This window comes from Sphaerisporangium sp. NPDC005288, assembly GCF_040607475.1.
Lineage (GTDB): Bacteria > Actinomycetota > Actinomycetes > Streptosporangiales > Streptosporangiaceae > Sphaerisporangium > Sphaerisporangium rhizosphaerae.
The window spans coordinates 18,522-44,381 of sequence record NZ_JBEXGT010000026.1 but is presented as its reverse complement, the minus strand read 5'-3'; the positions used below and the strand labels follow the sequence as shown (position 1 = coordinate 44,381).

Below are 25,860 nucleotides of genomic sequence, written 5' to 3'. Positions count from 1 at the left end.
GGGTGCGTTTCCGCTATCAACTGCTGGGGCCGGTCACGGTGTCCGGCGCGGACGGGCCGCTGCGTCTCGGCGGTCCCAAACAACGGGCGGTGCTGGCCGCCCTGCTGCTGAACGCCAACCGGGTGGTGGCCGAGGAGCGGCTGTTCGACCATGTGTGGGGCGACGACCCCCCGCCCAGCGTCCGCGGGCAGCTCCACGTCCACATCTCCGACCTGCGCAAGATCATTGGCCGTGACGCGATCGTCCGGCGCCGCCCCGGTTACCTCCTGCAGATGCGCCCGGGGGAGCTCGACCTCGACGCCTTCGACGACGCCGTCGCCGGGGCCCACGCCGAGCTGGCCGCCGGCCAGGCCGACTCCGCCGCCCACCGGCTGCGCGCCGCGCTGGCGATGTGGCAGGGCGCCGCGCTCGGCGGCGTCACCGAGCCGCTCCTGGCGCTCGAAGGCCCCGCGTTGCGCGAGCGGCGGCTCAGCGCGCTGGAGGACTATTTCCACGCCCAGCTCGAAGCCGGGTGGCACATCCACGCCGTCGGCGAGTTGCGCCGCGCCGCCGAGGAGAACCCGTTCAGGGAGCGTCTCCAGTCGCTGCTGATGCTGGCGCTGCACCACTGCGGGCGCACTCCCGAAGCGCTGGAGGTGTACGCCGCCGCCCGCGAGCGCCTCACCTCAGAGCTCGGCATCGAGCCCGGCGCGCTGCTCCGCGACACCCAGCTGCGGCTGCTGCGCCACCGCGACCGCGACGCCGGCGCCGACCTGCCCGGTTTCGGCGCCATCACCCCGAGGCAGCTGCCCGCCGACGTCATATCGTTCGTCGGCCGCGCCGGCCCCCTCGCCCGCCTCGACGCTCTGCTGCCGCGCGACGGCGGGCCGTCCACCGCCGTCGTCGCCGCGATCGGCGGCGGCGCCGGCGTGGGCAAGACGTCGCTCGCCGTGCACTGGGGACACCGCGTCCGCGACCGCTTCCCCGACGGGCAGCTGTATGTGAACCTGCGCGGCTTCGACCCGGAGAGCTCGATGATGACCCCCGCCGAGGCCGTCTGCGGGTTCCTGGAGGCGTTCGGAGTGTCCGGGCAGCGCATCCCCGCCGGCGAGGCCGCGCGGTTCAGCCTCTACCGCAGCCTGCTCGCCGGCAAGCGCGTGCTCGTCCTGCTCGACAACGCGCGGGACGCCGACCAGGTGCGGCCCCTGCTGCCCGGCGACCCCGGATGCCTCACGGTGGTCACCAGCCGCGACCAGATGGCCGGGCTCGTCGCCGTCGAAGGAGCCCAGCCGATCAGCCTCGACCTGCTGTCCGCCGCCGAGTCTCGCGAGCTGATGGCGCGTCGCCTCGGCGCGGGCCGGGTCGCCGCCGAGGCACGCGCCGTCGACCGCATCGGTGACCTGTGCGCCCGCCTCCCCCTCGCACTCGCCATCGTGGCCGCTCGCGCCGCCACCAACCCGACCTTCCCGCTCGCCGCCCTCGCCGACGAGCTGCGCGAGGCCCACGGAGACCTCGACGCCTTCGACGGCGGCGACCCGGCGAGCAACGTGCGCACCACCTTCTCCTGGTCGTACCGCACCCTCAGCCCGGACGCGGCCCGGCTGTTCCGGCTGCTCGGCCTGCACCCCGGCCGGTACGTCGCCGGCGGCGTCGCGGTCAGCCTGGCCGGCCTGCCGGTACGGCGCACCCGCGCGCTGCTGGCCGAACTCACGCGCGCGCAACTCGTCACCGAGTACACCCCAGGGCGCTACACCCTGCACGACCTGCTGCGCGTCTACGCCACCGAGCTGGCCCACACCCACGACCCGGAGGCCGAACGGCGCGGCGCGACGCACCGCCTGCTCGACCACTACCTGCACACCGCGCACTCGGCGGGCCACCGCTTCTCCTCCCAGCCGCCGATGCCTCTGGACCCCGCCCTGGACGGCGTCGTCCCCGAGGCACTCACCGAACAGCAGGCCGTCGACTGGTTCGCCGCCGAGTACCCCGTCATCCTCGCGGCCATCGATCAGGCCGTCGACGCCGGGTTCCCCACGCGCGCCTGGCAGCTCGTCTGCACCCTGACCACCACCTTCTTCCACCAGCGCGGCGGCTGGCTCAACGAGGCGATGACGACCTACCGCCGGGTCCTCGACGCCGCCGTGCGCCGCGGCGACCTCACCGGGCAGGCCCATAGTCACCGTGGCCTCGCCCTGGTCCACGCCGGGCTCGGCCACATCGGCCAGGCCGACACCCACCTGCGCCGGGCCGTCGACCTGTTCGGCCGTCTCGGCGACCTCGCCTACGAGGCCGACGCCAACCAGGGCCTCACCTGGGTGAGCGACCAGCAGGGATGCTTCGAGCTGGTGCTCCACCACGCCGAGCGGGCTCTGGAGCTGTTCACGGCCGCCGGCCATCGTCCCGGCCAAGCCGTCGCGCTCAACAACGTCGGCTGGGGCCACGCCCGGCTCGGCGACCACGAACGCGCCCTGTACTACTGCCACAAGTCCCTCGAACTGTGCGAGGAGTTCCCCGACCAGATCGGCAAGGCCACCATCCGCGACAGCCTCGGGTACGCCCATCACCAACTCGGCCACTACGAGGAGGCCGTCACCCGCTACCGGCAGGCCCTGGAGCTGTACCGCCGCTCGGGCAGCATGTACTACGAGACCCGCACTCTCAGCCGTCTCGGCGACGCCTACCAGGCCATGGGCGACCCCGCTGCCGCCCAGCACGCCTGGCGCCAGGCCCTGAGCATCCTGGACGACCTCGCCCACCCCGACGCCACCCTGCTCCGCGCCAAACTGTCCCCCACCCCACCGCTCCCCGCCGGCGCCCCCACCCCTCCTTTCGTCACCTCGTGACCGCGCGATGAGGCGCCGCGACGGCCGAAGGCGTACGGCCTATCGGCGTCTTCCCAGGGCGGCGAGCCCGCCGCTTGCCGCCGGCGGCTGCGCCCTTCCTTTCGTCACCTGGTGACCGTGCGGTGGGGCGCGGCGGAGGGCGCATGGGCTGTCGGCGTCTTCGCAGAGCGGCCCATCGCTTGCCGTCGGCGGTTCCGCCCTTCCTTTCGTCACCTGGTGACCGTGCGGTGGGGCGCGGCGGAGGGCGCATGGGCTGTCGGCGTTTTCGCAGGGCGGCGAGTCCGCCGTTTGCCGTCGGCGGTTCCGCCCTTCCTTTCGTCACCTGGTGACCGTGCGGTGGGGCGCCGCGGCGGCGGGACGGTGTACGGGGGTATCGGCGCCCTTGTACGGCGGTGAACCGGTGACCGGCGGCGCCGCCGGAGGCGCAGTACGGGTCATGCCTGGTCAGCGTCCGGGTGGGGGTGAAAGGCGAACCAGACGACGCAACGGGGGCGGTCCTCGATGTAGCCCCATTGGTCGGCGATGGCGCGTACGAGACGCACGCCCCGGCCCGACTCCGCCAACTCTCCCCACTCCGCCGGCGCGGCCGCGTCGACGGAAACGCGGCGGCAGGTGCACGGCAGAGTCTCCGCCCCTTCCGATACCACCTCCACCTGCAGCCGCTGGTCCTCCTCGCCGAGCAGGACGACCCCGATCACGGTGGACCGGGTGTGCACGACGGCGTTGGTGAACGTCTCCGACAGCAGCAGGAGAGCGTCGTCGCGGCGCGGATGACCCTCCAGCACCTTCGCCGCCCACTTCCGCGCTTCGGGGACCGAGCCCTCGGCGGCACTGAACGCCGCCCTCTCGAGTAGGCGTACGACGGGAGCGGCGCCGAAGGCGTCCTCGCACATGGGCATTCGCTGGTCCTTCACGAAAGAGGCCGGGTCGATCGCGAGCCGCGTTCCGGCAGCGGCCCAGCGAAAGCCAAGCTCTTTCGCGTGGCCGTCGGCATCTCACCGACGCCGCTCAGCCGGCCTCGCTCCCGTCCTCATTGCCTCACCATCGTGTCGTCCCCGGCCTCGACCCCTCACTGCCGTCTGGTGACCGCCCCCCATCTCCCTCGCAGACTTCGGAGTCCTCGCGAAGTCCACGCGGTCGGCCCGCCAGACGCACCTCGCCGTCGTGCCCTTCGGCGCTGGACTTGCGTACCACCGGGGTTGTCCGGATGACGCTGGAGGCGCTCCTCAGGCATGATCACGAGCGCGATCACGGCCATGCTGAGGACGAGAAGCACGGCCGTCACCATCGGGCCTGAAAGCCACGTGACCGCCCCGGTACCTCGGACCTGTCCTAGATCGCTCAGCACCCGGCCGAGCCACCACAGCGATCCCGCCGTCAGAGACGCCGACAGCAGAGCCCAGCAGGCGACGAAGCGGTCAGGCTCGCTCGCCACCACCAGGACAAGCAGGAAGGACACCACCAGCAGGGACAGGACGGTCTCGGCGGCCGGAGTCACCGCCGATCCGGCGGAGGAGCCCGCCAGGTCCCACAGGGACAGGTAGGTGATGATTTCTTCACCGTACTCGCGGTGATGCCGAAGACCCACCCACGGCAGTGCGCTCGCGAAGATGAGCAGCACCGAGACCATGCCGCCGCGTACCGCGTGTCCCAGCCTGCGGCGGATCTCCAGCGACCATGGTGAGCCCGTGAGCCTCTGTCCCGCGGACGCCGTCATCCGGCGCGCGGTGTCTCGCTCGTCGGCACTGTCGACGAGAGTGAGCAGGCCGAGTCCGAGTATCAGAGCCAGCGTTTCGACGAGCGCTGCGGCCACGCCGGGTGCGGTGCCGTCGGGGGCGGCGTCGCCGAGCGCCTGGTGCAGCCACATGGTGTTCAGAAAGCTGAGCGCGTCCGCGAGCAGCGCGCCGAGCACCATCGGACGCGCGGGATGGAAAGCGGTCAGGAGGGTGAGCGCGAGAGCCAGCAACAGCATGCCGAGCGCGCCTCCGCCATACGCGCTCACGGAACCGACATCGGACCCCGGCAACTCCCACAGGGGCAGCCCCTCGCCCGTCGACCAGGGATGGGTACGGGGCAGCCACGGCACGGTGCTCGTGACGAGCAGGCCGAGGGACAGGCCGGCACACCACACCGAATACCGGATGCGCTGGACGGCCGCGAAAGGCTCGACGGGAGCCGGTGAGCTGGACATGCGAATCAGACCGCACCTTCAAGTTGGATCGGGTCGGGAGAATCTCGCCGGGGACGCTACGAGGCTCGTCCGATCGGCGGCGTCGCTCTCCCGTGTCGCCAACGGGCACCGACCGGTCACCGATGTGGCATGCCTGTGCCTCGACCGCCGTGACACCGAAAACGGCTGGCCTTCACCTGCGGCGCCACTTAAAGTCGCGAAGTGATTACCGAACGTTGACCATATGGTTCGTGAAGGCGGTGTTCCGGATGCCCGGCCGGCAGACGTTGTTGAGAGTGTTGCTGTCCAAGCGTCACCAGGAGACGCATCGGGCGTTCTGCCTGGAGTACGAGAAGGTGGCGCGGGGCATCGACCGGCGCCTCATCGGCTCGGCCCCGAGCCGCGAGGCGTTCGGCCGCTGGCTCAAGGGCCACCTGAAGACCAAGCCGCAGGCCGACCACTGCCGGGTGCTGGAACGGATGTTTCCCGGCCACACCGTTGCAGAACTGCTCGCGCCGTACGACCCTGAAGGGAAAGGCTCCGGCGTCGCACCAACGCGCCCCGACCCCCGGGAGGCGGCCACGAACCGGCGAGAAGTCTTCCACCTAGGCGCCACCACCATGGCCCTCGGCCTCACCGAGACCCTCTCCCGAACCCCCGACCTCTTCGAGCAGGTTCTCGATGCCAGCAGCGTGAGCGAGGCACGGGTGCTCTACCTGGAGAACGAGGCGGATCGGCTTGGACGGAATGTCCCGCCTCCCACCGTGCTGCCAGAGGCGCTTCTCCATCTGGCGAGTGTGAGAGAACTGCTGACGCAGAGGCATCCCGCTGAAGCGCAACGCAGGCTGACCAGGGTGGGTGCCAAGCTGGCCATTGTGGTGGGCGAAATCATGTTCTGCGCCAACCACTTCCCACTCGCCCGCAGGTGGTACACGACCGCGACCAGGGCGGCGGACGAGGCCGGCGATCGTTACCTCGCCGATCTCGCCCTCTCCAGCACCGCGCTCATACCGACGTATGCGGCAGATCCCCATGCGACTCTTGCCATGGTCGTGCCCCGGCTGGAACGCAGCGTCACCGCCACGCCGGCCATCGCCTGGATGTGGGGCCTCGCCGCCCTCGCCCACGCCTCGCTCGGCGACAGGCCGGCGTTCGAACGCGCCATCAACCGATCCGGGTACACGCTGGACCGTTGCGCGGACGACCTGCTCCAGCCGGGAGTGCTGTCCTTCCAGCGAGAGCGCCAACTCTTCTACGAGGCACGAGGGCGGGCCGACCTGGGGGACCTGGGCGGCACGGCCGAGGCGATGACCCGGGCACTGGCGCGCTACGGGGCCAAGGACTCCAACGATCCCGCTCTCGTCCGGCTTGCCTACGCCTGTGCACTCGCCAAGGCGGGGGAGAACGAAGAAGCGTGCCACTTCGCCACGGCGGCCGTCCGGGACGCGCACACCGGACCGAGCATCACTGTGGTCGTAAGGGCCCACGATTTCGACGATCTTCTCGCGGACTCGGGTTCGGCGACGGCCGACTGGCGAGAAGCTCTCTCCGGTCTTCGAGCACCGGACCCGACATCACTGGTGTCCTAGGCTGCGTGATCGCTCACGGGGAGACCTCGAGGAAGACGGCGGGGGTGAATGCTGCTATGACCAGCCGCTCATGCTGGCCGCCGTCGACCGCGAGACCTTGCTCGGCGTGGATCGCAGCTCGGCCTCCAGTTCGGCCAGGATGTGGTGAACGGCCGTCTTCAGGCGCGCCCGCCGCCCGTTCAACTCCTCCCCGAACGCCCGAGCCGTAGGCCCGACCCACACCGCATGCCCCCCGAACATGGCACACCCAGGATCCAGGGCAGTCTCCAGTACACGCACATGAGCCCGCACGGCGGCGAGAGCCGCTTCCAGGTTCTGATGCCGGGGATTTGGTACCAAGTCGTCGTCCATGAGCAACGCCTGACTCCTGCTGCGATGAAAGTCTGAGCGACGAAGTGGATACTAGGTGGCGCAGACAACTCCAGCTGACATTATGGGGCACGACACCGGGGATAGGCCAGGCGCGGAGGTGGAGACCATGTTCGTCGAGTTCGGCCCCGTGAAGCATCGCCATAAGGCTCTTCTCTTTGTAGTTCTGACCCCATTTCTCCTAACTGGTTGCACCTCAGACGAAGGGCCAACTGCTGCGGAAGCGGGTCGGACGCTGAGGAATCACGTCCTTCAACTCCTCAAAGAACGTGATGCGTTAAATGTGAAGATAGTAGACGTTGGCGGCCGGAACCTTCCGTGTGGGGATGGGAGAGTAAAGCAGACATTCGCGGCTACCGGGACTGACGTAGATGGTGAAACTAGTCCATATGTGCTTCGGACGGCGATGATCGGGGCATTAGGGCGCGTTGGTCACTACAAGATTGTTGGGAGCCCCGAGGCGAACAAAGCGGTTCGTGTTACAGATTCCTCTAGCAAAACCGTGCTTCTCATCGATTCTCCGGCAGATGGGAAGTACTCCATCGCAGGGGAGACCGAGTGCCTTCGGATATCGTGACGATCAGTCGAAGACCTCTGTTTGTGCTTCAGCCGTAGTCTTCCCTCCGTTGAATGTGTCGGCGAGCTTTTTCGTGGAGCTGGCTAAAGAAGAATGTTCGCTACCCAGCCCATTTTCTATGAACCAGCGATCGAGGGATAACATCCCGTTTTTGCCGGATTTTAAGATGTCTGCGAATGGTCGCAGGCGGCCGTTTCCGTCGGCAATCGCTACGCTCGTTGGGTGTGAGGCCTGGTAGTCGCCTGGCGAGATATTTGCCTTCAGTCCGGCATCCAAAAAGGATTGCATAATTGAATGTTTGCGACCAAGATTTTCTCGTTTGTCGGCTGTGGCTACTTTTTCCATCTCCTTGATCTCTTCTGGTTTAAAGGTGTCAGCGGCCGACCAGGCGGTGCTTAGAGAGGTCCATGTGATGGGTATCGCTTCAAATGGCGGCACTAGCCCTGCGACTCCCATGCCAGTCCCGATCAAGAAGCTGCGTACCTTGCTGTACTCTTCCACTGCCTCATCTTTGGCTGAAGCGTATGTCTTGCGGGCTGCCAGTTGGAAGCCTCGTACATTGCCAAGTGCGGCGAAGGTTTCATCCAATGGGAGGGGCTTGTTGGGGGTCATCGCAAGTGCTGCCTCGCGGACCAAGCGGGTGGAGAGGAGATCCATTCCTGCTTGGAAAGGCACCTGGTTGTCGAGGTCATTGGCGAATGTCTTGATGAATCTATATGTGTCTTCCGGGGTGAGGCGAAAGCTTGGTTTCAAGCCGGGAATTTGAGATCTGACGTTCCCGAACGCGCTAGGAAGTACCTGGTTGGCATCCCCAAGGTTGGCTCCTTCGATTATTTCTGTTGCGTATGATCCGGCAACCTTTGATAGATGTACGCGCGTGGCCTCGCCGATCTTACAATCATCCATGGTGGTCATGACGGTGAAGGCGAATAGGGCTGCGTCTTTGCTGTGGGTGCCGTCTTTTTCGTCGTGGGCGCCGGAGGCGGCGGCGAGCATGCGGCCGAAGGCGTCTGCCTCGATGTCGGTGGCGTACGGTCCGCTCGTGCGGTCACTCATGCCCTTGAGCCACTTCTTGAGCGCTGACTGGTCGGCGCTGTCGCCTAGAGCCGTTTTGATCGCCAAGCGGGCGGCGGCGGGGTTGTTTCCGAGAGCGAACAGATAACCGGTGTTCACTTCGCGCGGTGTCGCCAGTCCTCGCGCTGCCACCACCTGCGCCAGCCACTCGGCAGGGAAGGCCCCCGCTGCCAGGATGAGGCTGGCGCCGAATGTGTCCCTCGGGTCGAGATCCGGACTCCGGAGAGCGTTACTGATCTGCGTCATTCCAGGGAGGCGAGAGCCCGACGAGACCGCGGTGGCGAAAGCTTGGCTTATTGCGCGAATGAGCTCGTCGTCGGGGCGAGGCGGTGCGAGCGTGGCTTCGCCGGGGTCGCCGAGGTGCTCGCGGAGGACTACTGGGAGTTGCAGGGTTTCGTGCACGCCCAGGGCTGCGAAGAAGGCGGCGGTGTAGGCGGGGTCGTGGACGTGCTGGGCGAGTGTGTCGAGGACCTTCTGGTATTCCGCCTGGCGATCCAGGTTGATAAGGCCCTCGCCGGCCTTCTTGTACTGCGCGGCGAGTTCCCGGCCGAGGCGTTGGGCGTCTGCGGTCGGGAGAGCGGACTTCTCCTCGTAGGGGATCAGGTGCGTCGCCTGGGGAGACCAGTTGGGAAGCTGTGCGGTGTTTCTTGCTGTCTGTACCCGGCGGCGGAGGTCGGGGAGGTGGGTGTCTATCCAGTGTTCTACTTCGGCTATGGGGGTGAGGGATGTCGCTGGAACGTCGTTGGCGGCGAATACGCGGCGGATGGCTTCGGTGTGTTCGGCGAGGACGCCTCGGGCGTGGTCGATCTCGGTGATGAAGCCGGCCATCCGGTCGGGGTCGATGCCGGTGAAATCGGGTGATAGGGGGCCGGTTCCGGGGGGCACGGGTCCTGTTTCCTGTGTCACGGTCTCGGCCTTTCGACGCCCCGGCAACCTCCGTAACCAACGTAACGCAGCCGGAAGTCACGGATGCGTGATCGGCGGGAACCGTTCACATGCCGCGCCGGGGCGCGCGGTGGGTCAGGCCGGGGCGCTCGCGGATCGAAGGGGAGGTTCGCGGTGGGCGAGGTCGGGGCGTTCGGCGAGCCGGAGCGGGGGTTTGGGGTGGATTGCGGGGAGTGAAAGGGTCTGGTTGTGTGGCGCGGTGTGGAGCAATTCGTCGGGAGGTAGGGGCGTGGCGCACTACAGCAGGGTTTCCAAGGTCGTGATCGACGTCTCCGAGGACGTCCACGACGCCGAGCTGAGGTTCTGGGAGGGCGCGGCGGGGGTGACGATGCATGCATTCGAGTCCGAGCCCGCGTATCACGGAGCGGATCTGCCGGGGCAGGATGGCTGGCTGCTGATCCAGCGCCTGGGGGAGGGGCCGAGCCGGGTGCATCTGGACGTCCACACCGACGACCTGGAGGCGGAGGTCGCGCGGCTGGAGAAGCTCGGGGCGCGGCGGGTCCGCCAGGTCGACGGCAGATGGTGGATCATGGAGGATCCGGCCGGTCTGCCGTTCTGTGTCATTCCTGACGAGCGGACGGACTTCCACGAGGGCAATGCCCGGCGCTGGGACTGACTTCTTTCGTTCGTCGTTCGAGGTGGGACCGCGCCCTTCATCATTGTTCCTGGTTTCTCCGGGACTTCTCGTGACGGGCCGCGGCGCCCCGGTTTCAGTGGGGGAGGCGGCCGAGGGGGAGGTCGGGGAGGGCTCGGTCGCTGAGGTCGGCGGTGCGGCCGGCCTGCCGGCCGGTGTGGTAGCCGTTGGCGTCCAATGTGGTGGCGCGGGCGCGCTTGAGGCCGGGGAAGCGGCGCTGGAACTCGGCCTGGACGAGCGCCGACCGATCGAGGAGCACGAGTTCGGCGCCGGTGCCCTTCACCTGGTCGGCTATTTCGGCGACCCGGTCGCGGAGTTTGGCCGAGACGCCGGAGCCGAAGCCGACGTAGAAGGCGCGCCGGTAGTCGGAGGTCGCGCGGGCGCGCCGGTCCTTGCCCTCGACGCCCGTCAGGTCGCGGGCGGTGAAATGCCGCAGAGCGGGTCTCACCTGGTTCTCCATCTGGAGGGTGATGGACGGGAGCAGTACGCGCAGGCTGTCGAGGACGGGGTCGGGTCCGACGACGGTCATGGTGACGTGCCGCGCGCCACGGATGCCGCGCCCGTGCACACCGGTCCAGTGCTGGGCGCCTTTGCAGCCGAGCGCGTCGCAGATGAGGTGGAGCGCCCAGCAACGCTCCCGCGCGTGGCCGCCTCGGTTGGAGACCTCGAACTCGATGCCGTCGATCTTCTCGGAACGCCCGGTGGCGCCGCGCCGTACCGCGCTGGCGTCCAGCCCGTGCCGCAGCATCAGGGCGGCCGCGTGGGCGGAGGCGAGCGCCGCTTCCTCCTCGCCGGTGTTGGGATGCTCGGCGAGGTCCAGCAGCCGCCGGACCCGCTCCATGATCTTCGCTCTGGACGTCGCATCAGTGCTGGTCAGCGGGCTCTCCTTCGGTCGTGCGCGACCGTCTCTCGTCGTCGGGCGGCATAGGGCCGTCGCCCCTGCGGGAGCCGTCGCCCCTGCGGAGTCGGCGCTACTGCGAGGCTGGTCCTCCTATGAGAGCCGCGCTCCGCGGTGCCTGTGCTGGGCGATGCCAGTGCCCTGCGACGTCGCGACCCGAGTGACCCCAGCGACGGTGGCGACCCCGGCGACCTACCAACCTAATGCACCAGCTGGTGGCGGGGCGCGTGGACTCGGCCACCGCCGGGCCGGTGACCGCGCGCCGCGCGCCGCGCGGCGCGTCGTCCCGGTCGTGATCACCGATGGAGCGACCCCTCGCTCCGATTTGTCAGCGTAAATCCCCAATTGGTCACGCGGGCATCGCCGGATGGTCGTGGCTGTATCCCACAATCGTCATCGCTTGTCCTGTTTTATCGGCTTGCGAGCACAATGCGTGATTGGCGGGGGATGTCGAGGGTAGCCGTTCGAGGGAAACGGCGATCGAACAGGCGGTGGTGACACGATGGCATCCATGATGGACCGCATCAAGGAGTACCTGCGCGGCCCGAAGGGGCATGAGCACGTCGAGAAGGTCAAGACGATGGCCAGGGACCCGCAGAACCAGCGCAAACTCCGCGAACTCGTGGACCGCTGGCGTACGCGCAGGACCCACCACTAGGCAGACAAGGCTCGCGAAGCGCCCCCGCGCGGTCGCGAGCTCCTCCTTCGGGCGAACCGGGACGATTCTCGGACGAGCCAGACGGTTCTCCCGGGCGGGCCCAGATGTCCTCCCGAACGGGCTGAGACGGTTCCTCCCGAACGGGCTGAGACGGTTCCGCCGGATGGACGGCGGCCGACGCGACGCGACCGGTCGGGACGGGTTCTCCCGGCCGGCGCGCGTAGATCGTCCCGAATGGGACGGTCCAGAGGGGTGGCGGGGGTAACCGGCGTGTTTCGGGGCGGCACCTGGGTGTCGGGACGACGGTGTCACCTGGCAGGCTTGCCTGTGGACGAGAACACGTTCTCCTCACACCCCCGTGGAGGCTGACCTTGCAGGGACCGCTCAGCGACATCGTGGTCCTCGACCTGTCCCGGGCGCTGGCCGGGCCGCACGGAGCGCAGATGCTCGGTGACCTCGGCGCCATGGTGATCAAAGTCGAGCATCCCGACGGCGGCGACGAGTCGCGTGGCTGGGGGCCGCCCTTCGTCGGGCCCGAGGGGGACATTTCCACCTATTTCCTGGCGGCCAACCGCAACAAACGGTCCATCACCCTGGACCTGAAGTCCGAGGAGGGCGCCGCCCTGCTCGCCCGGCTCGTGCGGCAGAGCGACGTCCTGGTCGAGAACTTCCGCACCGGCGTGCTGGACCGGCTCGGCTTCTCCGTGGAGCGCCTGCACGAGCTGAACCCCCGCCTGGTCATCCTGTCGATCACCGGTTTCGGCCACGACGGCCCCGAGGGCGGGCGGCCCGGGTACGACCAGATCGCGCAGGGCGAGGCGGGCCTGATGAGCCTCACCGGCCCTTCGCCCGACGAGCCGTACCGCGTGGGCTCCTCGATCGCCGACCTGCTCGCCGGCATCCACGGCGCGTACGGCGTGCTGGCGGCGCTGTACGAACGCCAGCGGACGGGTATGGGGAAGGTCGTGCGCACCTCGCTGCTGGCCTCGGTGGTCGGCGTGCACTCCTACCACGGGACGGCGTGGACGGTCGGCGGCAAGGTGCCAGGGGCGAGCGGCAACCACCACGCCTCGATCGCGCCGTACGGGGCATTCCGCTGCGCCGACGGGGTGATCCAGATCGCGGTCGCCAACGACGCCCAGTGGGGCAGGCTCGCCCCGCTGCTGGGCATCGACCCGGCGACACCGAAATACGCGGTCAACCGGGAGCGCCGTGCCCACCGTGACGAGCTGGTCGCCGACATGGAGGAGGCGCTGGGCGCCCACGACCGGGCGCACTGGCTCGCGGTGCTGAGCGAGGCGGGCGTCCCCGCCGGGGCGGTCCGCACGCTGGACGAGGTCTACGCCTGGAAGCAGACGCGGTCGCAGGAGCTGGTGGTCACCGTGGATCACCCGGTGCTCGGCACCATCGAGCTGCCGGGATCGCCGCTGCGGTTCGACGGCGCGCCACCCGCCGAGCATCTGCCGCCGCCCTCGCTCGGCCAGGACGACCGGTCGGTCCGCGACTGGCTGGCCGGGCGCGAGGCGCGGGGCGCGACCGAGACGGTCGCGGGGCGACCTGAGAACGGATCGGACCCGGAACAGGGCCTAACTGGGACGGACGTGGTACCGGCCTTGACCGGGACGGGCGCGGTACCGAGCGGTCCGGGAGTGCCAGGGGTACCGGACGCGCCGGAGACGTCCGGGAGGCCGGTCCACCTCGCGGATGCGGACAAGCGGGAAGGGTGAGCGGTCCGGTGAGCGGCGTCGCACGCCCCGACGCGTACACGTTGATCCGTATCGTCCTGGACCCCGGGTCGTGGAAGTCGTGGGACGAGCCGACCGTGGATCCCGCGCCCCCCGGCTCGCCGTATGCCGAGGAACTGGCGGCGGCGCGGGCCCGGACGCCCTACGACGAGTCGGTGGTCACCGGGGAGGGGTTGCTGGGCGGCCGCCGCGTGGCCGTCATGGCCTGCGAGTTCTCGTTCCTGGCCGGTTCGATCGGGGTCGCCGCCGCCGAGCGGCTCGTGCGCGCGGTGGAGCGGGCGACGGCGGAGCGGCTGCCGCTGCTGGCCGCGCCGGCGTCGGGCGGCACCCGGATGCAGGAGGGCGCGCTCGCCTTCGTCCAGATGATCAAGATCAGCGCCGCGGTGTCGGCCCACCGCGCCGCTGGTTTGCCCTACATCGTGTATCTCCGCCATCCCACCACGGGCGGGGTGTTCGCCTCGTGGGGATCGCTCGGGCACGTCACCGCCGCCGAGCCGGGCGCGCTCATCGGCTTTCTCGGCCCGCGGGTGTTCGAGTCCCTGCACGGGTACCCGTTCCCCGAGGGCGTGCAGGTCGCCGAGAACCTCTTCAAGCACGGCCTGGTCGACGCCGTCGTCTCGGCCGCGAGCGCCCGCGAGGTGGCGATCCGCGCCCTCGCCGTCCTGTGCTCCTCGATGGACACGCGGGACGCGGCCCCCGGCGAACAGCGGCGGAGCCTGCCCCGGCCGCCTCACCACAACGCCACCGCCACCGAGGAAGAACCTGGCGAGGAAGAACGCGGTGAGGCCGGACGCGGCGAGGGCGGACGTGAAGAGGGCGGACATGGCGAGGGCGGGCCGGCCTGGCGGGTGGAGCCGGAGGACCGGGTCGCCGAGGTCGGCGCCTGGGAGGCGATCAGCCGCTCCCGGCGTGACGACCGTCCCGGCGTGAAGGCCCTGCTCAAGCTCGGCGCCTCGGACGTGACCCCCCTGAACGGCACCGGCGCCGGCGAGAACGATCCCGGCCTGCTGCTCGCCCTGGCCAGATTCGGCCGGGCGCCCGCCGTGGTGCTCGGCCAGGACCGCCGGCAGAGCGCCGGCCGTCACCTCGGCCCCGCCGGGCTGCGGGTGGCCCGCCGGGGCATGCACCTGGCCTCCGAGCTGGGGCTGCCGCTCGTCACGGTGATCGACACGGCGGGGGCGGCGCTGTCCAGGACGGCCGAGGAGGGCGGCCTGGCAGCCGAGATCGCCCGCGCGCTGACCACCCTGGTGTCGCTGAACACGCCGACCGTGTGCCTGATCCTCGGGGAGGGGGCGGGCGGCGGCGCCCTGGCCCTGCTGCCGACCGACCGCGTGTTGTGCGCCCAGCACGGCTGGCTGTCGCCGCTGTCCCCCGAGGGCGCGTCGGCGATCCTGTACCGGACCATCGACTTCGCGCCCGAGATCGCCAAAGCTCAAGGGGTGCAAGCCCGCGACCTGCGGCGGGACGGCATCGTCGACCGCGTCATCCCGGAGTTCCCGGACGCGGCCTACGAGCCGCAGGCCTTCTGCGAGCGGGTCGGCGCGACGATCGAGCACGAGATCCTCGGCCTGATGGGGAGCCCGCCCGAGGACCGCCTGGCGACCCGCCTGGCCCGCTACCGCTACCTCGGCACTCCAACCTGACCGCCCGCCTCCCTCACCCGCTGTCCGGGCCCGGTCGTCTGGCCGTCACCGCACTCCCCGGGCCGATCGTCGGCCCGTCGGCGCGGTGAACAGCGGCACTGGCGGCCGCTGTTCACCGCGCCGGTGTGGACAGCGGGACACCGGTCCACAGAGGCGGATGGGGAGGCACCTTCTCCCGCCAGATCTGCTTGCCGCGGGCGTCGAAGCCGACGATCGTGTACCCCCCGGTGTAGAGGTCGCTCTCGCGCCCGCTGGGGGCGGAGAACAGGGCGAGACCGCGTCTCCAGGGGTCGCGGGCCGTGGCGGCCCAGATCGGGGCGCCCGTCCCGGCGGTCAGTTCGACCTTGGCCGTCCCCGCGGTGGCCAGGCCGAACCACCGGCCGTGCCCGAAGTGCCAGGAGATGATCCTCGCGGGCGCGCCCGCCGTCGCGCCGGTCCACAGGATCTCCGTCGCGGCGACCATGACCCCGTCGCGCAGCCAGGTGAACGTCCCGTCCTTGTGCAGCCGCGCGGTGAGCCCGCCGGGCAGGTCGACAGGGGGCGTCACGGGGGCCGCGCTCGTCGGGGAGAGCAGGAACGGATCGGGCGTCGTGCGGCCGAGGACCTCGCCGTCGGCGTTCCGGAACTCGAAGCCGCGCACCCGTGCCCGCGTCGGGTAGGTCACCGCCCACACCGCCGCGGGGGCGCCCTTCGGCCGGTAGATCACGCCGGGCAGCCGGGTCCCGTCCGCGGCGATGGCCGACACCTTCCCCACCTTGGAGCGGGCGACGCCATAGGAGAGCACCGTCTCCCGCGCGACCAATCTTCCGCCGTGCCGCCGACGTACCAGGCGTACTCGCCCGAGTGGCCGGGTCGGCGTCCATCGGGCAGTTGGCGATCGTCCCGCCGTCCAGGCCTGATTGCATGGCCCAGCACAGCACGTCGTACTTGGGCGCGCCGGGCGGCACCGGCTGGTCGATGCGCTGCTGCTGCGGCTTCCTGCTGAACCAGAGGCGCAGGTATCGGCCGTCGGTGGGGTTGACCACGGCCTGCCCGGCGACAGCACGGGCGTTTCTGTCACACTCCAGAGACACTCAAGCCCTGGGCCGGTTGACAGGGGATCGGGACGCGCTCGACGCGGATGGAGTGGACCTCCTCGTGCGGCACGACCACCTCGTAGGCTCCGTGGTCGACCATCCAGTAGCCCAGCGCCTCGGCCTTGAGCCCGCTGTGACCGGTGTAGGCGATGTGCAGGCCGTCGTCGTCCTCGTCCAGGACCACGCACGGCTCGCCGCCGAACGCGCCGACCGTGCGCAGCAGCACCAGCCACTGCAGGTCCTCCCGGCGGACCTGCCGCCGCCAGTACGCGCCGGCGCGCTCGAAGCCCTCGCGCGGCTCCTCGCTGAACAGGATCACGTCGTCGGGGCCGGGGCCGAGGGCGGCCGCGTAGGTCTGGTCGTGCTGGTGGGCGATGAAGCCGAGACCGACGGGTTCGATGTCGGTCATGCGGCCGGCCGCCAGGTCAGGCCGTCGTAGTCGGCGAAGCGCCGCTCGCCGCGGGTGGTCAGGTGACGGATCTCGGCCCCCGCCGGGATGGGCATGGGCGGCGTGTGGAACTGGGGTACCACATGCTGGCGGGAGGTGGTGAACCCGTTGCCCGCGAAGGGTGGCGAATCGTTCCAATCTCCGCCCATGTGCGGCCCGTAGGGGACGTCGTAGGTGTCGGTGTCGCGTACCAGCCACCGCAGGATGTACAGCTCGGGGACCGAGGGTTCGAGTTCGGACCCTTCGAAGGCCAGGTCGAGCGCGGACACGAGCTGCTCGGGGGAGGTCAGCCGCGAGCAGTCTTGGACGCGGTAGACGTAGCCCGAGATGATCGTGCGCTGGCCCGCGAGGTAGGGCACCAGCAGCCGAGGCGGAATGACCTTTTGCATCTGGGTGCTTGGTGCGGGCTCGCTCACATCCCGCATTTTACGATCTGCCGACCTCGGCGTTCCGCACGGAGCGATAAATATCTGGGCGCCGGTGGGAAAGACAGGGCAGCGTGGCCCGCACCCGGTCGGTCTCGGCCGGGTCGATCTCGACCACCTGGACGGCGCCGCGGGGCCCCAGATCGGCGCGAACCACGCCCAAAGGGTCGACGAGCATGCTGCGGCCCACGCCGAAGCCGTCCCTGGCCTCCGGGTCGGGGGCCTGGCCGACGGCGATCGTCCACATGGTGTTCTCGATGGCCCGCGCCCTGACCAGGGTCGCCCAGTGCTCCTCCTTCATCGGGCCCGCGCTCCAGGCGGCGATGACGACGAACGCGTCGGCGCCCTGGTCGACCAGGGCGCGCGCCAGCTCGGGGAAGCGCACGTCGTAGCAGGTGATCAGGCCGAGGCGCAGACCCTCCAGCTCCACGACCACCGGCGTCTCGCCGGGGGCGACCAGGTCGGACTCGCGGGCGCCGAAGGAGTCGAACAGGTGGATCTTGCGGTAGGCGGCCCGCAGCCGCCCGCACCGGTCGAGCGCGACGGTTGTGTTGTGCACGCGCCCGTCGCCGTCGGGGTCACCGGACTCGAACGTGCCGAGGACGACCGCGATCTCGTGGGCCCGCGCGGCGTCGGCCACGGCGGTCACGAACGGGCCGTCGATCGGCTCGGCGGACTCGGCGATCTCTTTGCCGAACCGGGTCAGCATCGCCTCGGGGAACACCGCGAGCGTCGCGCCGCGCGAGGCGGCCCGGCCGAGAGCGTCGCGGACGCGTTCGAGGTTGGTCTTGGGGTCGGCGGACACCGGAAGCTGGCACAGGGCGATGCGGGTCACCCCACAAGCCTAAAGGTCCGGACCCCCGGCTGCCGAGGAGCGCGGGCGGCGGTTGGGGAGCGGCTCCCACCAGGTGACGCACCGCCACGCCCACTCCAGCGGCCCGTACCTGTACCGGGCGGTCCACCAGCGGGCGAAGGCCACCAGCGCCAGGATGGCGACCGCGGACACCACGAGCACGCCCGCGCGGCTGCCGTCCCTGGTGAGCAGCGGGAGCGACGCCAAAGTGATCAGCGTGCCGGCCACGTACGCGGTGAGCGCGATGCGGCCGAGCGGCTCCAGCGCGGCCGTGAGCCAGGGCAGGCGCCTGGCGGCCAGCAGTAACCCGGTGCAGTACGCCGTGGCCGCGGCCAGACCGGCCAGCGGGTAGACGCTCACGGTGAAGGGGAAGCGGAACGTCGCGGGGTGCGCCCAGAGGTACAGCCACGCCCCGGTGAGCGCGACGGCCAGCGGCGCGCTCACCAGGAAGGCCGCGCGCAGCGCGCGGCGCCCGGGGGCGTACGCGATAACGGCCATGCCCAGCAGGAACAGTCCCGGGATCAGCCACACGCCGCCCGCGTGGAACAGGACCGCCCACGACGTGGCGGCGGTCCCGGCGGTGAGCACCGCCCACCTGGGCAGGTAGGAGGCCGGGAGCAGGATGAGCGCGCCGGTCAGGGCGTAGGGGAGCAGCACTTCGCCCGGGCTCAGCGTCCGGTGGAGCAGCCCGAGGACGGCGAGCGCCGACAGCCGGCGGAGCAGCACGAGCCGGGGGTGGGACGTCCGGCGGGCGGCCGAGCGCAGGAACAGGACGAAGCTGACGCCGAACAGCAACGAGAAGATCGGGAAGAAGCGGCTCTGCAGGAGGTTTTCGACCAGCCAGTCCGTGGGCGTGGTGGTGGTCCTGTGGACGGCGTCGGAGGTGTGCTGCCAGGTGTTGACCAGCGTGATCCCGCAGACGGCGAGGCCGCGCAGCACGTCCAGCTCCCGGATCCGGGCGGGGGCCGGTTCCCGGCGCTCCTCGGCATAGCGGACAAACCTGGCGACCACCTCAGCAGGCTAACGCCGCTACGTCACCCGCGTCTTTCGGTGTGTATGGATTTTCCGCCTGGCATGGCTTATTTCGGTATTTGTCCGCCTTTGACGGCGAAGCGGTGGGGTCTGGGGGTCGTGAAGTGGTTGGTCGCTGGCCGGTGGCCGGTGGCCGATGCGGTCGATTCGGGCGATGGGGTTCGCGAACGCCTCCGGTGGGTGCGGGTGGAGGGTTCGGTGCGGGGAAGGGCGGCTGGGTAGGCTTGCCGGCGTGAACGAGCCACTGGTCGCCCGCATGCGCGAGTTCGGCACGACGATCTTCTCGGAGATGACGGCGCTCGCCGTGCGCACCGGGTCGATCAACCTGGGACAGGGCTTCCCCGACACCGACGGCCCCGCCTCCATGCTCGAACACGCCGTGACGGCGATCAGGGGAGGGCTGAACCAGTACCCGCCCGGCCCTGGGATGCCCGAGTTGCGGCAGGCCGTCGCCGAGCACCGCAAGCAGCACTACGGCCTGCTCTACGAGCCGGACGGCGAGATCCTGGTGACCGTCGGCGCCACCGAGGCGCTCGCGGCGTCGGTCCTCGCGCTGTGCGAGGCGGGTGACGAGGTCATCCTGTTCGAGCCGTACTACGACTCCTACGCCGCGGCCGTCGCGCTCGCCGGCGCGGTGCGCCGGACGGTGGCCCTGCGCCCTGCGGGGGACAGGTTCACCTTCGACCCCGACGAACTGCGCGCGGCCGTGGGCCCGCGCACCCGGGCGATCCTGGTCAACTCCCCGCACAACCCCACCGGCACCGTCTTCACCCGCGACGAGCTGACCCTGATCGCCGCCGTCTGCCAGGAGCACGACCTCATCGCGATCACCGACGAGGTCTACGAGCACCTGACCTTCGACGGCGTGGAACACGTGCCGATGGCCACGCTCCCGGGCATGCGCGAGCGCACCGTCATGATCTCCTCGGCCGGCAAGACGTTCTCGGCGACGGGATGGAAGATCGGCTGGGTGTGCGGTCCCCCGGAGCTGGTCGCGGCCGTCCAGTCGGTCAAGCAGTTCCTCACCTTCACCTCCGGCGCTCCGTGGCAGGTCGCGGTCGCCCACGCCCTGCGCGAGGAGCTCGGCTGGGTCGCCGGGGCGCGCGACGCGCTCGCCGCCAAGCGCGACCGGCTCATGGCGGGGCTGTCGGCGGCGGGCTTCGGCGTCTACCGGCCGGCGGGGACGTACTTCGTGCAGACCGACATCCGGCCGCTCGGCTTCACCGACGGGGCCGAGCTGGCCAGGCGGCTGCCCGAGCTGGCGGGCGTCGTCGCCGTCCCGACCCAGGTGTTCTACGACCACCCCGAGCTCGGCAGGCATTTCCTGCGCTTCGCCTTCTGCAAGAAGGACGAGATCATCGACGAGGCCGTCATGCGGCTGGCCCGCCTGGGACGGGCCGAGTAGAAAGCACTGACACCCGGTGTAAATGGTCATACACTCACCGTGTCCAAGCGTGACGCCGACACCGGATGCGTACCGTGGAGGTATTGGCCATGACGCTCAGCCTCAGTGAGGAGCAGACCGAGGCCCTGCGCCGGCGCGCGGAGAAGGAGGGGCGCAGCCTCCAGCAGGTCGTGCAGTCGGCCGTCGAGGAGTACATCGCCCGGCACGACGCCGACGAGGAGGTCCGCCGTCTGGGCCTCGCGGCGGCGAGCCGCTGGCGTTCGGTCCTCGACCGGCTCGCCGAATGACCGGCCACACCCCACCGGCGCGCCGGTGACGCGCTACCTGACCATGGAGCAGGTGGTGGATCTGGCACGGGTGACGCTCGGTGCTCCGCCTCGTCTGCGTGACATCGGGCTGCTCGACTCGGCCGTGCACCGGCCGCAGGCGTCCATGTTCGGCCACGAGGCCTACTCACACGTGCTGGTCAAGGCGGCGGCACTGCTGCACTCGCTGGCCGTCCACCATCCCTTCGAGCGTGGCGCGCGGCAGGTCGCCTGGGTCTGCACCGTGGTGTTCCTCGCCTGCAACGGCGTCGAGGTGGACAGCGATGACGACGCGGTCCACGACCTGGTCACCTCCGTGGCCTCCGGCGCGTTCACCGAGGTGGACGAGATCGCCCAGGTCCTGTGGGGGTTCGCCGTACCGGTGTGAGGCCCGGCGCGCTCCAAGGCCGAAGGCTCACGGGAGCGGCGTCCGAGGGCGCGGAACGGCGGCGGGGGTGCGGCCCTGGTGCTGCGGCCGGGGTGCTGCGGCCCGGCGAGTGGCTGCGGCCTGGGTGTTGTGGGCCGGGCGCCGCGGCCCCGTGGTCAGTCTTGCCGGCGGCCGGTGATCTTGCTCAGCGCGTAGGCCACGTTGACCGCGGCGATGAGCGCGAACACCAGGAGAAGGACGGGGCCTGGCGACGGGACGCGGGCCACGATCGCGGCCAGCGGGATCGACATGGCCAGCGACCCCAGGCCGAGGGCCATCTGTGCCCAGTCGGGCCCCTGACGCTTGGCCGGGGCCGAGGCGAGCCGCGCGTCGATCACCGCGTTGACGCGGTCGACGAGCGACTCGGCGAGCTCGAGTTCGTACTGTGGGCCGAGCTCGCGGCGGGCGGCCATGGCGGCGGCGACTTCGTCGCGCTCGAATCTCTGGGACTCCACGGCCCGATTCTGCCCTGTACGTCGGGCTCGTGGTGAAATCCGGCACAACGAATGCGCGGCATTCGCGTACGAGACTCGTGCCCCGACCCCGCCGGCGGTTCGACAGAATCCGGTCCCGCCCCGCAAGCAGGTGGGTGGTCCGAGGGTTGTTGCCCACCCCGGTTGTCCGCCACGGGGAGCGATGAAGGGCGCGGAAGACGGCGGAAGAGGCGGCGGATGGGACGGCGGAAGGCGGCGGAAGTGGCGCCGGAAGACGGGAGTGGCGGCGGAAGGGGGTGGTATGCGGCGGAAGAGGGCGGAAGGCGGTCCCGCTGTCCTCAGCAGCAGCCGCTGGTGTCCGTCGGCTTGGAGATCCGGCACCGAGTAAGGCACTCCCGCGATCACCATCACCCCCACCGGGGGGACCGGGTCCGGAAGCGCCACCAGGGAAGAGCAGCCGCTGTGGGTCCCGGATGCTCGCCCCCGGTGCCCCGGATCGAATCGGTGCCTCGCTGTCAGGTGACCGGTCGCACCCACCGGGAGGCGCTCACCTACATCCTCACTGACAGTCGAGGTCGGCCATCCTCACTGTCAGCCGAGGTCGGCGATGGCGGCTACGGGGCCGCCGCCAGAGGGGCCCTGGTGGACGGCGGCGACGGACACGAAGACGGCCGGGTCGCCGGTGACACTGGCCGCGACGCCACCGACGGTGGCCTTGATCTGCCGGTGCCAGTGCACGTCGGAGTCGTCGAGCATGATGTTCCTGCGTCCGCGCACCCGGCCACTGGGGTCGGCCTCGCACTTCATGAACACGTTGACGAGCCGGTCGCCGAGGTCGCTCGGGTGCGGCCGGTCGGGCAGGTCGATGCCGCTGCCACGGATCGCCTCCCAGATCCCGTCGGCGTCGAGCGCGTCCTTCATCACGCTGTGCCCGATGCGGTAACGCCCGCCGATCCCGCGCACGTTGCCGACGACGACGATCTGGGCGCGGTCGAGTTCGACGCCGGAGGAGCACGAGGCGACGCTGGAGTACAGCGAGAGGTCCTTGTGGATCTGCCCGGCCGTGGGCATCTCGATTTCGCCGAGGGCGACGGCGATGCCCAGGGCGGTCGTGGAGTTGGAGATGTCCATGGAGGGGCCGGTGTCCTCGATCACGACCTCCTGGCCGCGCGACTTGGCCTCGGTGATCGTGGCCAGGGTGAGCAGCGGGGTCTTGGTCTGCACGTAGTGGACGTCGGCCGGATCCTCGATGCCCGCGATCTTCATGGCCTCGCGCACGCCGGCGGCGACCTTCTCCACCATCGCCGGGCGGCCGATGTCCTCGGGGAGGATGACCTCGCTCATGGCCACGCCGACGGAGACGCGCGGCTCGTCCGACGGCTCCACCGTGGACGGGTCGAGCGACGCGAAGATCGTGGCGTGCGGGCTGAGCACCCCGTCGGTGCCGCCGGACCACACCAGGGGCACCTGCGCGACCTCCTCCGGAGTCCGGGTGCCCTTGGCGATCAGCACCTCGCGGAACGCGCGGTCGGCCAGGATGCGGGTGTAGTCGTTGACACCGCCGTTCCCCTCGGTCTTGCCGATCACGGCGAGCACCCGGTCGGCGTCGATCACCCCGTCGTCGATGAGCCTCTCCAGCCCGGAGGCGTCGGTGACGCTCTCGATGGTGACCTTGCGCACCTCGATCGGATCCGGCATATCTCCTACCCTTCGGTCGTTCGCTCCGCTACGTCGGTCCATCTTCCCCACCGGCCGCGGCGTCGGCCGGTCCGGCTCACCGGCCGACCACCGTGCCGGCGGCGCCGTTCAGCGCCTCGCCGAGGTGCTCCAGGGAGGTGATCACGGACCGGCCGCCGGCCTCGGCGAACCGTAGCGCGGCCTCCACCTTGGGTCCCATGCTGCCGCTCGCGAAGTGCCCCGCCGCCTGCAACTCGCGCAGCTCGGCGACGGTGGTGCGGCCGATGGGGCGGGCTTGGCCGGTTCCGTACCCCACGACGGCGGCGGGCACGTCGGTGGCCACGACCAGCACGCTCGCCCGTACGGCGCCCGCGAGCACCGCCGCGGCCGCGTCCTTGTCGACGACGGCCTCGACGCCTTTGAGCGAGCCGTCGGCCTGACGGGCGACGGGCACCCCGCCGCCTCCGGCGACCACGACGGTGTACCCGGCGTCCATCAGGGCCAGGGCGGCGGGCGCGTCGAGGATCTCCAGCGGTTCCGGCGAGGCCACGACGCGCCGGAAACCCCTGCCGGGGAACGCGCGCCAGGTCTGCCCGAACTGCTCGAACCTGCGCGCCTCGGCCTCGGTGAAGTACCTGCCGATCGGCTTGACGGGCGCGGCGAACGCGGGGTCGGCGAGGTCGACCAGGGTCCGGGACACCACGACGGCCGCCGGGTGGCCCAGGGCGTTGAGGATGAGCACCCCGATCGTGGCCTGGGTCTGCGCGCCGCACCAGTCGAGCGGGACAGGGGGCACGACCTCGGCGGCGAGCTGGTTCTTCAGCAGCAGGTTGCCGACCTGGGGGCCGTTGCCGTGGGTCAGGACGACCTGGTGGCCGCCGGCGATGAGCGCGGACACCTGCGCCATGGCCCGCTCGATGGCCCGGCGCTGGTCGAGCGGGGAGGCGCTGCCGTCGGGCGCGGTCATCGCGTTGCCGCCGAGAGCGATCAGGACGCGTTCACCCACAGCCCGAAGCTATCGAGAGCAGCACGTCCCCCTCATTGGCGACATCTGCCCACGAAGAGCCGTCCCTTCGGATACATCCGCCGATTCAGCCGCCCTGTGGCCGCGTACCGGGGAGGGGAGCGGAGGTGGGTAGGCTCGTGAGTCGTGCCGAGCATTCCGCAGCCCCTGGTCCCCGACGACGACGGCGGCGCAGACGCGTCCGTGGCGGCGGCGCTGGCCGCCTTCGCCGCGGGCACGGGGGACGCGGCCGCGGTGGCGTCCGCGCTGAGCACCGCGCGCCTGCTGGTCCCGGTGGTCGCGCTTCTGACGCGGGCCGAGGTCGGCGAACACGGGCTCAAGCAGGAGAAAGAGAGCGAGATGGCGCTGCCGGTGCTGGTCGGCGCCGACGGCAGGAAGGCCGTCCCCGCCTTCACCGGCGTCGCGTCGCTCCAGTTGTGGCGCGCCGACGCCCGGCCCATCCAGGCGGTGACGCCCCAGGTCTGCCGGGCCGCGCTGAGCGAGGACGCCGCCGCCGTGATGGTCGACGTCGCGGGCCCGGTGCCGTTCGCGATCGAGGGCGGCCTGCTGCACGCCTTGGCGTCCATCGGCCGGATGCCGGCGGGCGACGACGGCCTCGCGCCGATGCTGCAAGAGTTGTCCCGGCACGCCGAGGTGACGGTGGCCCGCGTCCCCGAGCGCAGACGCGGCCTGCTGCCCCGCCTGCGCCGACACGCGAGATGACCGCCGTTTCGCGGGAGAGGCGACCGCCGGGGCACTAAGGTCGGCGGGTGAGCCTCATCGTCGCCGAGGCCGCGCTCGCGGGTCTGCTCGCCGGAGCCTACGTCCGCGTCCTGGCCGGCGCTTTCACCCCTGCCGCCACCCGACCTGACGACGAGTCCCGCTTTCACGACGAGTTCGGACCTGACGACCAGGCCGGACCTGACGACCAGGCGGAACCTCACGACCGCACCGCGCCTCAGGATCAGGCCGGGTCCCAGGGGCCGGGCCGTGGGGTGTATTGGGCGGAGGGGCGGGAGGCGTTCCGGCGGGTGGTGCGGGCAGCGCCCGTGCCCGCGTGGCCGCCGGTGGTCGAGGCAGCGGTGGCGGCCGTGGTCGGGCTGGTCGTGTGGCGGCTGGAGGGCGATGGCCTGGTCGCCGCCTGGTTGTACATGACCCTGGTGGGCTGCGCGCTCGCGATGATCGACTGGCGGACCCAGCGGCTGCCCGACGTGCTGACCCTGCCCTCGTACCCGATCGTCGCCGCCCTGCTGGTCCCCACGGGACGGCTGGGGGACGCGCTGCTCGGCGGCCTCGCCCTGGCCGGCGCCTACGCCGTGCTGTGGTTCGCCCGCCCGGCCTCGCTCGGGCTGGGCGATGTGAAGCTCGCGGGCCTCGCCGGGATGCTCACCGGCGCCCTCGGCTGGGACGCCTGGCTCGCGGGCGCGATCGCCGGGCAGTTCCTCGGAGCCCTGTACGCCGTCGGCCTGCTCGCGACCCGCCGCGGCACGCTGAAGAGCCAGTTCCCCCTGGGGCCGTTCATCCTGCTCGGCACCCTCACCGCCCTGCTGGTCTCACCGTCCCCCTGACCGGCGCGTGACCCATGGTGGACGGTGGGTGCGGCGTGCCTGGTCCCGCCGGTCCGTGAGCGGCGCGTGATCACATGGTGGAC

Annotated in this window: 24 protein-coding genes and 1 pseudogene; 12 read left to right on the top strand and 13 right to left on the bottom strand. The window is 70.6% G+C overall.

Translation table 11 applies throughout. The features are described 5' to 3' along the window. The first annotated feature begins 2 nt into the window (after positions 1–2). On the top strand, positions 3–2,822 hold the full coding sequence (locus tag ABZU32_RS23965; RefSeq protein WP_354925185.1) for a BTAD domain-containing putative transcriptional regulator: 2,820 nt from the start codon (positions 3–5) through the stop codon (positions 2,820–2,822). A gap of 434 nt (positions 2,823–3,256) precedes the next feature. Here the strand turns inward: ABZU32_RS23965 and ABZU32_RS23960 are convergent, their stop codons facing one another. Further along, positions 3,257–3,721: an ATP-binding protein gene (locus ABZU32_RS23960; RefSeq protein ID WP_354925184.1), complete on the bottom strand. Its 465-nt coding sequence runs from the start codon at positions 3,719–3,721 to the stop codon at positions 3,257–3,259. Positions 3,722–3,891: 170 nt separating this feature from the next. Next, positions 3,892–5,013 carry a hypothetical protein gene (locus ABZU32_RS23955; protein ID WP_354925182.1) on the bottom strand — a complete coding sequence of 374 codons (1,122 nt, stop codon included), beginning with the start codon at positions 5,011–5,013 and terminating at the stop codon, positions 3,892–3,894. 230 nt (positions 5,014–5,243) lie between these two features. On the opposite strand from ABZU32_RS23955, the gene ABZU32_RS23950 reads away from it, so the two are divergent. Then, complete coding sequence (locus ABZU32_RS23950; protein ID WP_354925180.1) at positions 5,244–6,581, top strand: hypothetical protein; 1,338 nt, start codon at positions 5,244–5,246, stop codon at positions 6,579–6,581. A 54-nt stretch (positions 6,582–6,635) separates the two neighbouring features. On the opposite strand, the gene ABZU32_RS23945 is transcribed toward ABZU32_RS23950, so the two are convergent. Then, on the bottom strand, positions 6,636–6,821 hold the full coding sequence (locus tag ABZU32_RS23945; protein WP_354925178.1) for a hypothetical protein: 186 nt from the start codon (positions 6,819–6,821) through the stop codon (positions 6,636–6,638). Positions 6,822–7,059: 238 nt separating this feature from the next. Here ABZU32_RS23945 and ABZU32_RS23940 point away from each other — a divergent pair, with 238 nt between their 5' ends. After that, positions 7,060–7,527 carry a hypothetical protein gene (locus ABZU32_RS23940; protein WP_354925176.1) on the top strand — a complete coding sequence of 156 codons (468 nt, stop codon included), beginning with the start codon at positions 7,060–7,062 and terminating at the stop codon, positions 7,525–7,527. 3 nt (positions 7,528–7,530) lie between these two features. Here the strand turns inward: ABZU32_RS23940 and ABZU32_RS23935 are convergent, their stop codons facing one another. Then, on the bottom strand, positions 7,531–9,486 hold the full coding sequence (locus ABZU32_RS23935) for a DUF6571 family protein (RefSeq protein ID WP_354925174.1): 1,956 nt from the start codon (positions 9,484–9,486) through the stop codon (positions 7,531–7,533). Positions 9,487–9,775: 289 nt separating this feature from the next. Here ABZU32_RS23935 and ABZU32_RS23930 point away from each other — a divergent pair, with 289 nt between their 5' ends. Next, positions 9,776–10,162 carry a VOC family protein gene (locus tag ABZU32_RS23930; protein ID WP_354925172.1) on the top strand — a complete coding sequence of 129 codons (387 nt, stop codon included), beginning with the start codon at positions 9,776–9,778 and terminating at the stop codon, positions 10,160–10,162. A 94-nt stretch (positions 10,163–10,256) separates the two neighbouring features. On the opposite strand, the gene ABZU32_RS23925 is transcribed toward ABZU32_RS23930, so the two are convergent. Beyond that, positions 10,257–11,021, bottom strand: a complete 765-nt coding sequence (locus tag ABZU32_RS23925; protein WP_354925170.1) for a DUF2786 domain-containing protein — start codon at positions 11,019–11,021, stop codon at positions 10,257–10,259. A 559-nt stretch (positions 11,022–11,580) separates the two neighbouring features. Between ABZU32_RS23925 and ABZU32_RS23920 the strand changes: the two genes are divergently transcribed. The 3 genes and pseudogenes from ABZU32_RS23920 to ABZU32_RS23910 all read left to right on the top strand — a co-directional run bounded on the left by ABZU32_RS23920 (position 11,581) and on the right by ABZU32_RS23910 (position 15,124). After that, positions 11,581–11,736 (top strand): hypothetical protein, encoded by a 156-nt coding sequence (locus ABZU32_RS23920; protein WP_354839138.1) that lies wholly within the window; start codon positions 11,581–11,583, stop codon positions 11,734–11,736. Positions 11,737–12,107: 371 nt separating this feature from the next. After that, a pseudogene (locus tag ABZU32_RS23915) lies at positions 12,108–13,259 on the top strand (CoA transferase); the annotation flags it as partial. 212 nt (positions 13,260–13,471) lie between these two features. Next, positions 13,472–15,124, top strand: a complete 1,653-nt coding sequence (locus ABZU32_RS23910; RefSeq protein WP_354925168.1) for a carboxyl transferase domain-containing protein — start codon at positions 13,472–13,474, stop codon at positions 15,122–15,124. Positions 15,125–15,236: 112 nt separating this feature from the next. Here ABZU32_RS23910 and ABZU32_RS23905 read toward each other — a convergent pair whose 3' ends face one another. The 5 genes from ABZU32_RS23905 to ABZU32_RS23885 form a co-directional block, all read right to left on the bottom strand. Beyond that, positions 15,237–15,869 (bottom strand): hypothetical protein, encoded by a 633-nt coding sequence (locus ABZU32_RS23905; protein ID WP_354925166.1) that lies wholly within the window; start codon positions 15,867–15,869, stop codon positions 15,237–15,239. 311 nt (positions 15,870–16,180) lie between these two features. Then, on the bottom strand, positions 16,181–16,609 hold the full coding sequence (locus ABZU32_RS23900; RefSeq protein ID WP_354839150.1) for a hypothetical protein: 429 nt from the start codon (positions 16,607–16,609) through the stop codon (positions 16,181–16,183). Beyond that, a complete protein-coding gene (locus ABZU32_RS23895) occupies positions 16,606–17,064 on the bottom strand; it encodes a hypothetical protein (RefSeq protein ID WP_354925164.1) in 459 nt (152 codons plus the stop codon). Before ABZU32_RS23895 ends, ABZU32_RS23900 begins: the two co-directional genes overlap by 4 nt. Before the next feature lie 10 nt (positions 17,065–17,074). Further along, entirely contained in the window at positions 17,075–17,908 is an 834-nt protein-coding gene (locus ABZU32_RS23890) for a carbon-nitrogen hydrolase family protein (RefSeq protein WP_354925162.1), read from the bottom strand. 9 nt (positions 17,909–17,917) lie between these two features. After that, complete coding sequence (locus tag ABZU32_RS23885; protein WP_354925160.1) at positions 17,918–18,937, bottom strand: DUF418 domain-containing protein; 1,020 nt, start codon at positions 18,935–18,937, stop codon at positions 17,918–17,920. Between the two features lie 253 nt (positions 18,938–19,190). On the opposite strand from ABZU32_RS23885, the gene ABZU32_RS23880 reads away from it, so the two are divergent. From ABZU32_RS23880 to ABZU32_RS23870, 3 genes are all read left to right on the top strand, one after another. Continuing rightward, positions 19,191–20,363, top strand: coding sequence for a pyridoxal phosphate-dependent aminotransferase (locus ABZU32_RS23880; RefSeq protein ID WP_354925158.1), 1,173 nt, complete (start codon positions 19,191–19,193; stop codon positions 20,361–20,363). Between the two features lie 89 nt (positions 20,364–20,452). Beyond that, the gene (locus tag ABZU32_RS23875; RefSeq protein ID WP_354839165.1) at positions 20,453–20,650 is read left to right on the top strand and encodes a ribbon-helix-helix protein, CopG family; all 198 of its coding nucleotides are present in this window, start codon (positions 20,453–20,455) and stop codon (positions 20,648–20,650) included. Positions 20,651–20,675: 25 nt separating this feature from the next. Then, positions 20,676–21,056 (top strand): Fic family protein, encoded by a 381-nt coding sequence (locus ABZU32_RS23870; RefSeq protein ID WP_354925156.1) that lies wholly within the window; start codon positions 20,676–20,678, stop codon positions 21,054–21,056. A 155-nt stretch (positions 21,057–21,211) separates the two neighbouring features. Here ABZU32_RS23870 and ABZU32_RS23865 read toward each other — a convergent pair whose 3' ends face one another. The 3 genes from ABZU32_RS23865 to ABZU32_RS23855 form a co-directional block, all read right to left on the bottom strand. Further along, entirely contained in the window at positions 21,212–21,550 is a 339-nt protein-coding gene (locus tag ABZU32_RS23865) for a hypothetical protein (RefSeq protein WP_354925154.1), read from the bottom strand. A 570-nt stretch (positions 21,551–22,120) separates the two neighbouring features. Beyond that, on the bottom strand, positions 22,121–23,227 hold the full coding sequence (locus ABZU32_RS23860; protein ID WP_354925152.1) for a ring-opening amidohydrolase: 1,107 nt from the start codon (positions 23,225–23,227) through the stop codon (positions 22,121–22,123). A 76-nt stretch (positions 23,228–23,303) separates the two neighbouring features. After that, the gene (locus ABZU32_RS23855; RefSeq protein ID WP_354925150.1) at positions 23,304–24,212 is read right to left on the bottom strand and encodes a carbamate kinase; all 909 of its coding nucleotides are present in this window, start codon (positions 24,210–24,212) and stop codon (positions 23,304–23,306) included. A gap of 144 nt (positions 24,213–24,356) precedes the next feature. Between ABZU32_RS23855 and ABZU32_RS23850 the strand changes: the two genes are divergently transcribed. Further along, positions 24,357–24,932: an SseB family protein gene (locus ABZU32_RS23850; protein WP_354925148.1), complete on the top strand. Its 576-nt coding sequence runs from the start codon at positions 24,357–24,359 to the stop codon at positions 24,930–24,932. Positions 24,933–24,979: 47 nt separating this feature from the next. Next, positions 24,980–25,777, top strand: coding sequence for an A24 family peptidase (locus ABZU32_RS23845; RefSeq protein WP_354925146.1), 798 nt, complete (start codon positions 24,980–24,982; stop codon positions 25,775–25,777). The last annotated feature ends 83 nt before the right edge of the window (positions 25,778–25,860 follow it).

What these genes read in the sequence shown, in the direction of transcription:
- ABZU32_RS23960 (WP_354925184.1), bottom strand. Translation starts at nt 3,721, where the DNA reads ATGCCCATGTGCGAGGACGCCTTCGGCGCCGCTCCCGTCGTACGCCTA.
- ABZU32_RS23955 (WP_354925182.1), bottom strand. Translation starts at nt 5,013, where the DNA reads ATGTCCAGCTCACCGGCTCCCGTCGAGCCTTTCGCGGCCGTCCAGCGC.
- ABZU32_RS23945 (WP_354925178.1), bottom strand. Translation starts at nt 6,821, where the DNA reads ATGTTCGGGGGGCATGCGGTGTGGGTCGGGCCTACGGCTCGGGCGTTC.
- ABZU32_RS23940 (WP_354925176.1), top strand. Translation starts at nt 7,060, where the DNA reads ATGTTCGTCGAGTTCGGCCCCGTGAAGCATCGCCATAAGGCTCTTCTC.
- ABZU32_RS23925 (WP_354925170.1), bottom strand. Translation starts at nt 11,021, where the DNA reads ATGGAGCGGGTCCGGCGGCTGCTGGACCTCGCCGAGCATCCCAACACC.
- ABZU32_RS23920 (WP_354839138.1), top strand. Translation starts at nt 11,581, where the DNA reads ATGGCATCCATGATGGACCGCATCAAGGAGTACCTGCGCGGCCCGAAG.
- ABZU32_RS23900 (WP_354839150.1), bottom strand. Translation starts at nt 16,609, where the DNA reads ATGACCGACATCGAACCCGTCGGTCTCGGCTTCATCGCCCACCAGCAC.
- ABZU32_RS23875 (WP_354839165.1), top strand. Translation starts at nt 20,453, where the DNA reads ATGACGCTCAGCCTCAGTGAGGAGCAGACCGAGGCCCTGCGCCGGCGC.
- ABZU32_RS23860 (WP_354925152.1), bottom strand. Translation starts at nt 23,227, where the DNA reads ATGCCGGATCCGATCGAGGTGCGCAAGGTCACCATCGAGAGCGTCACC.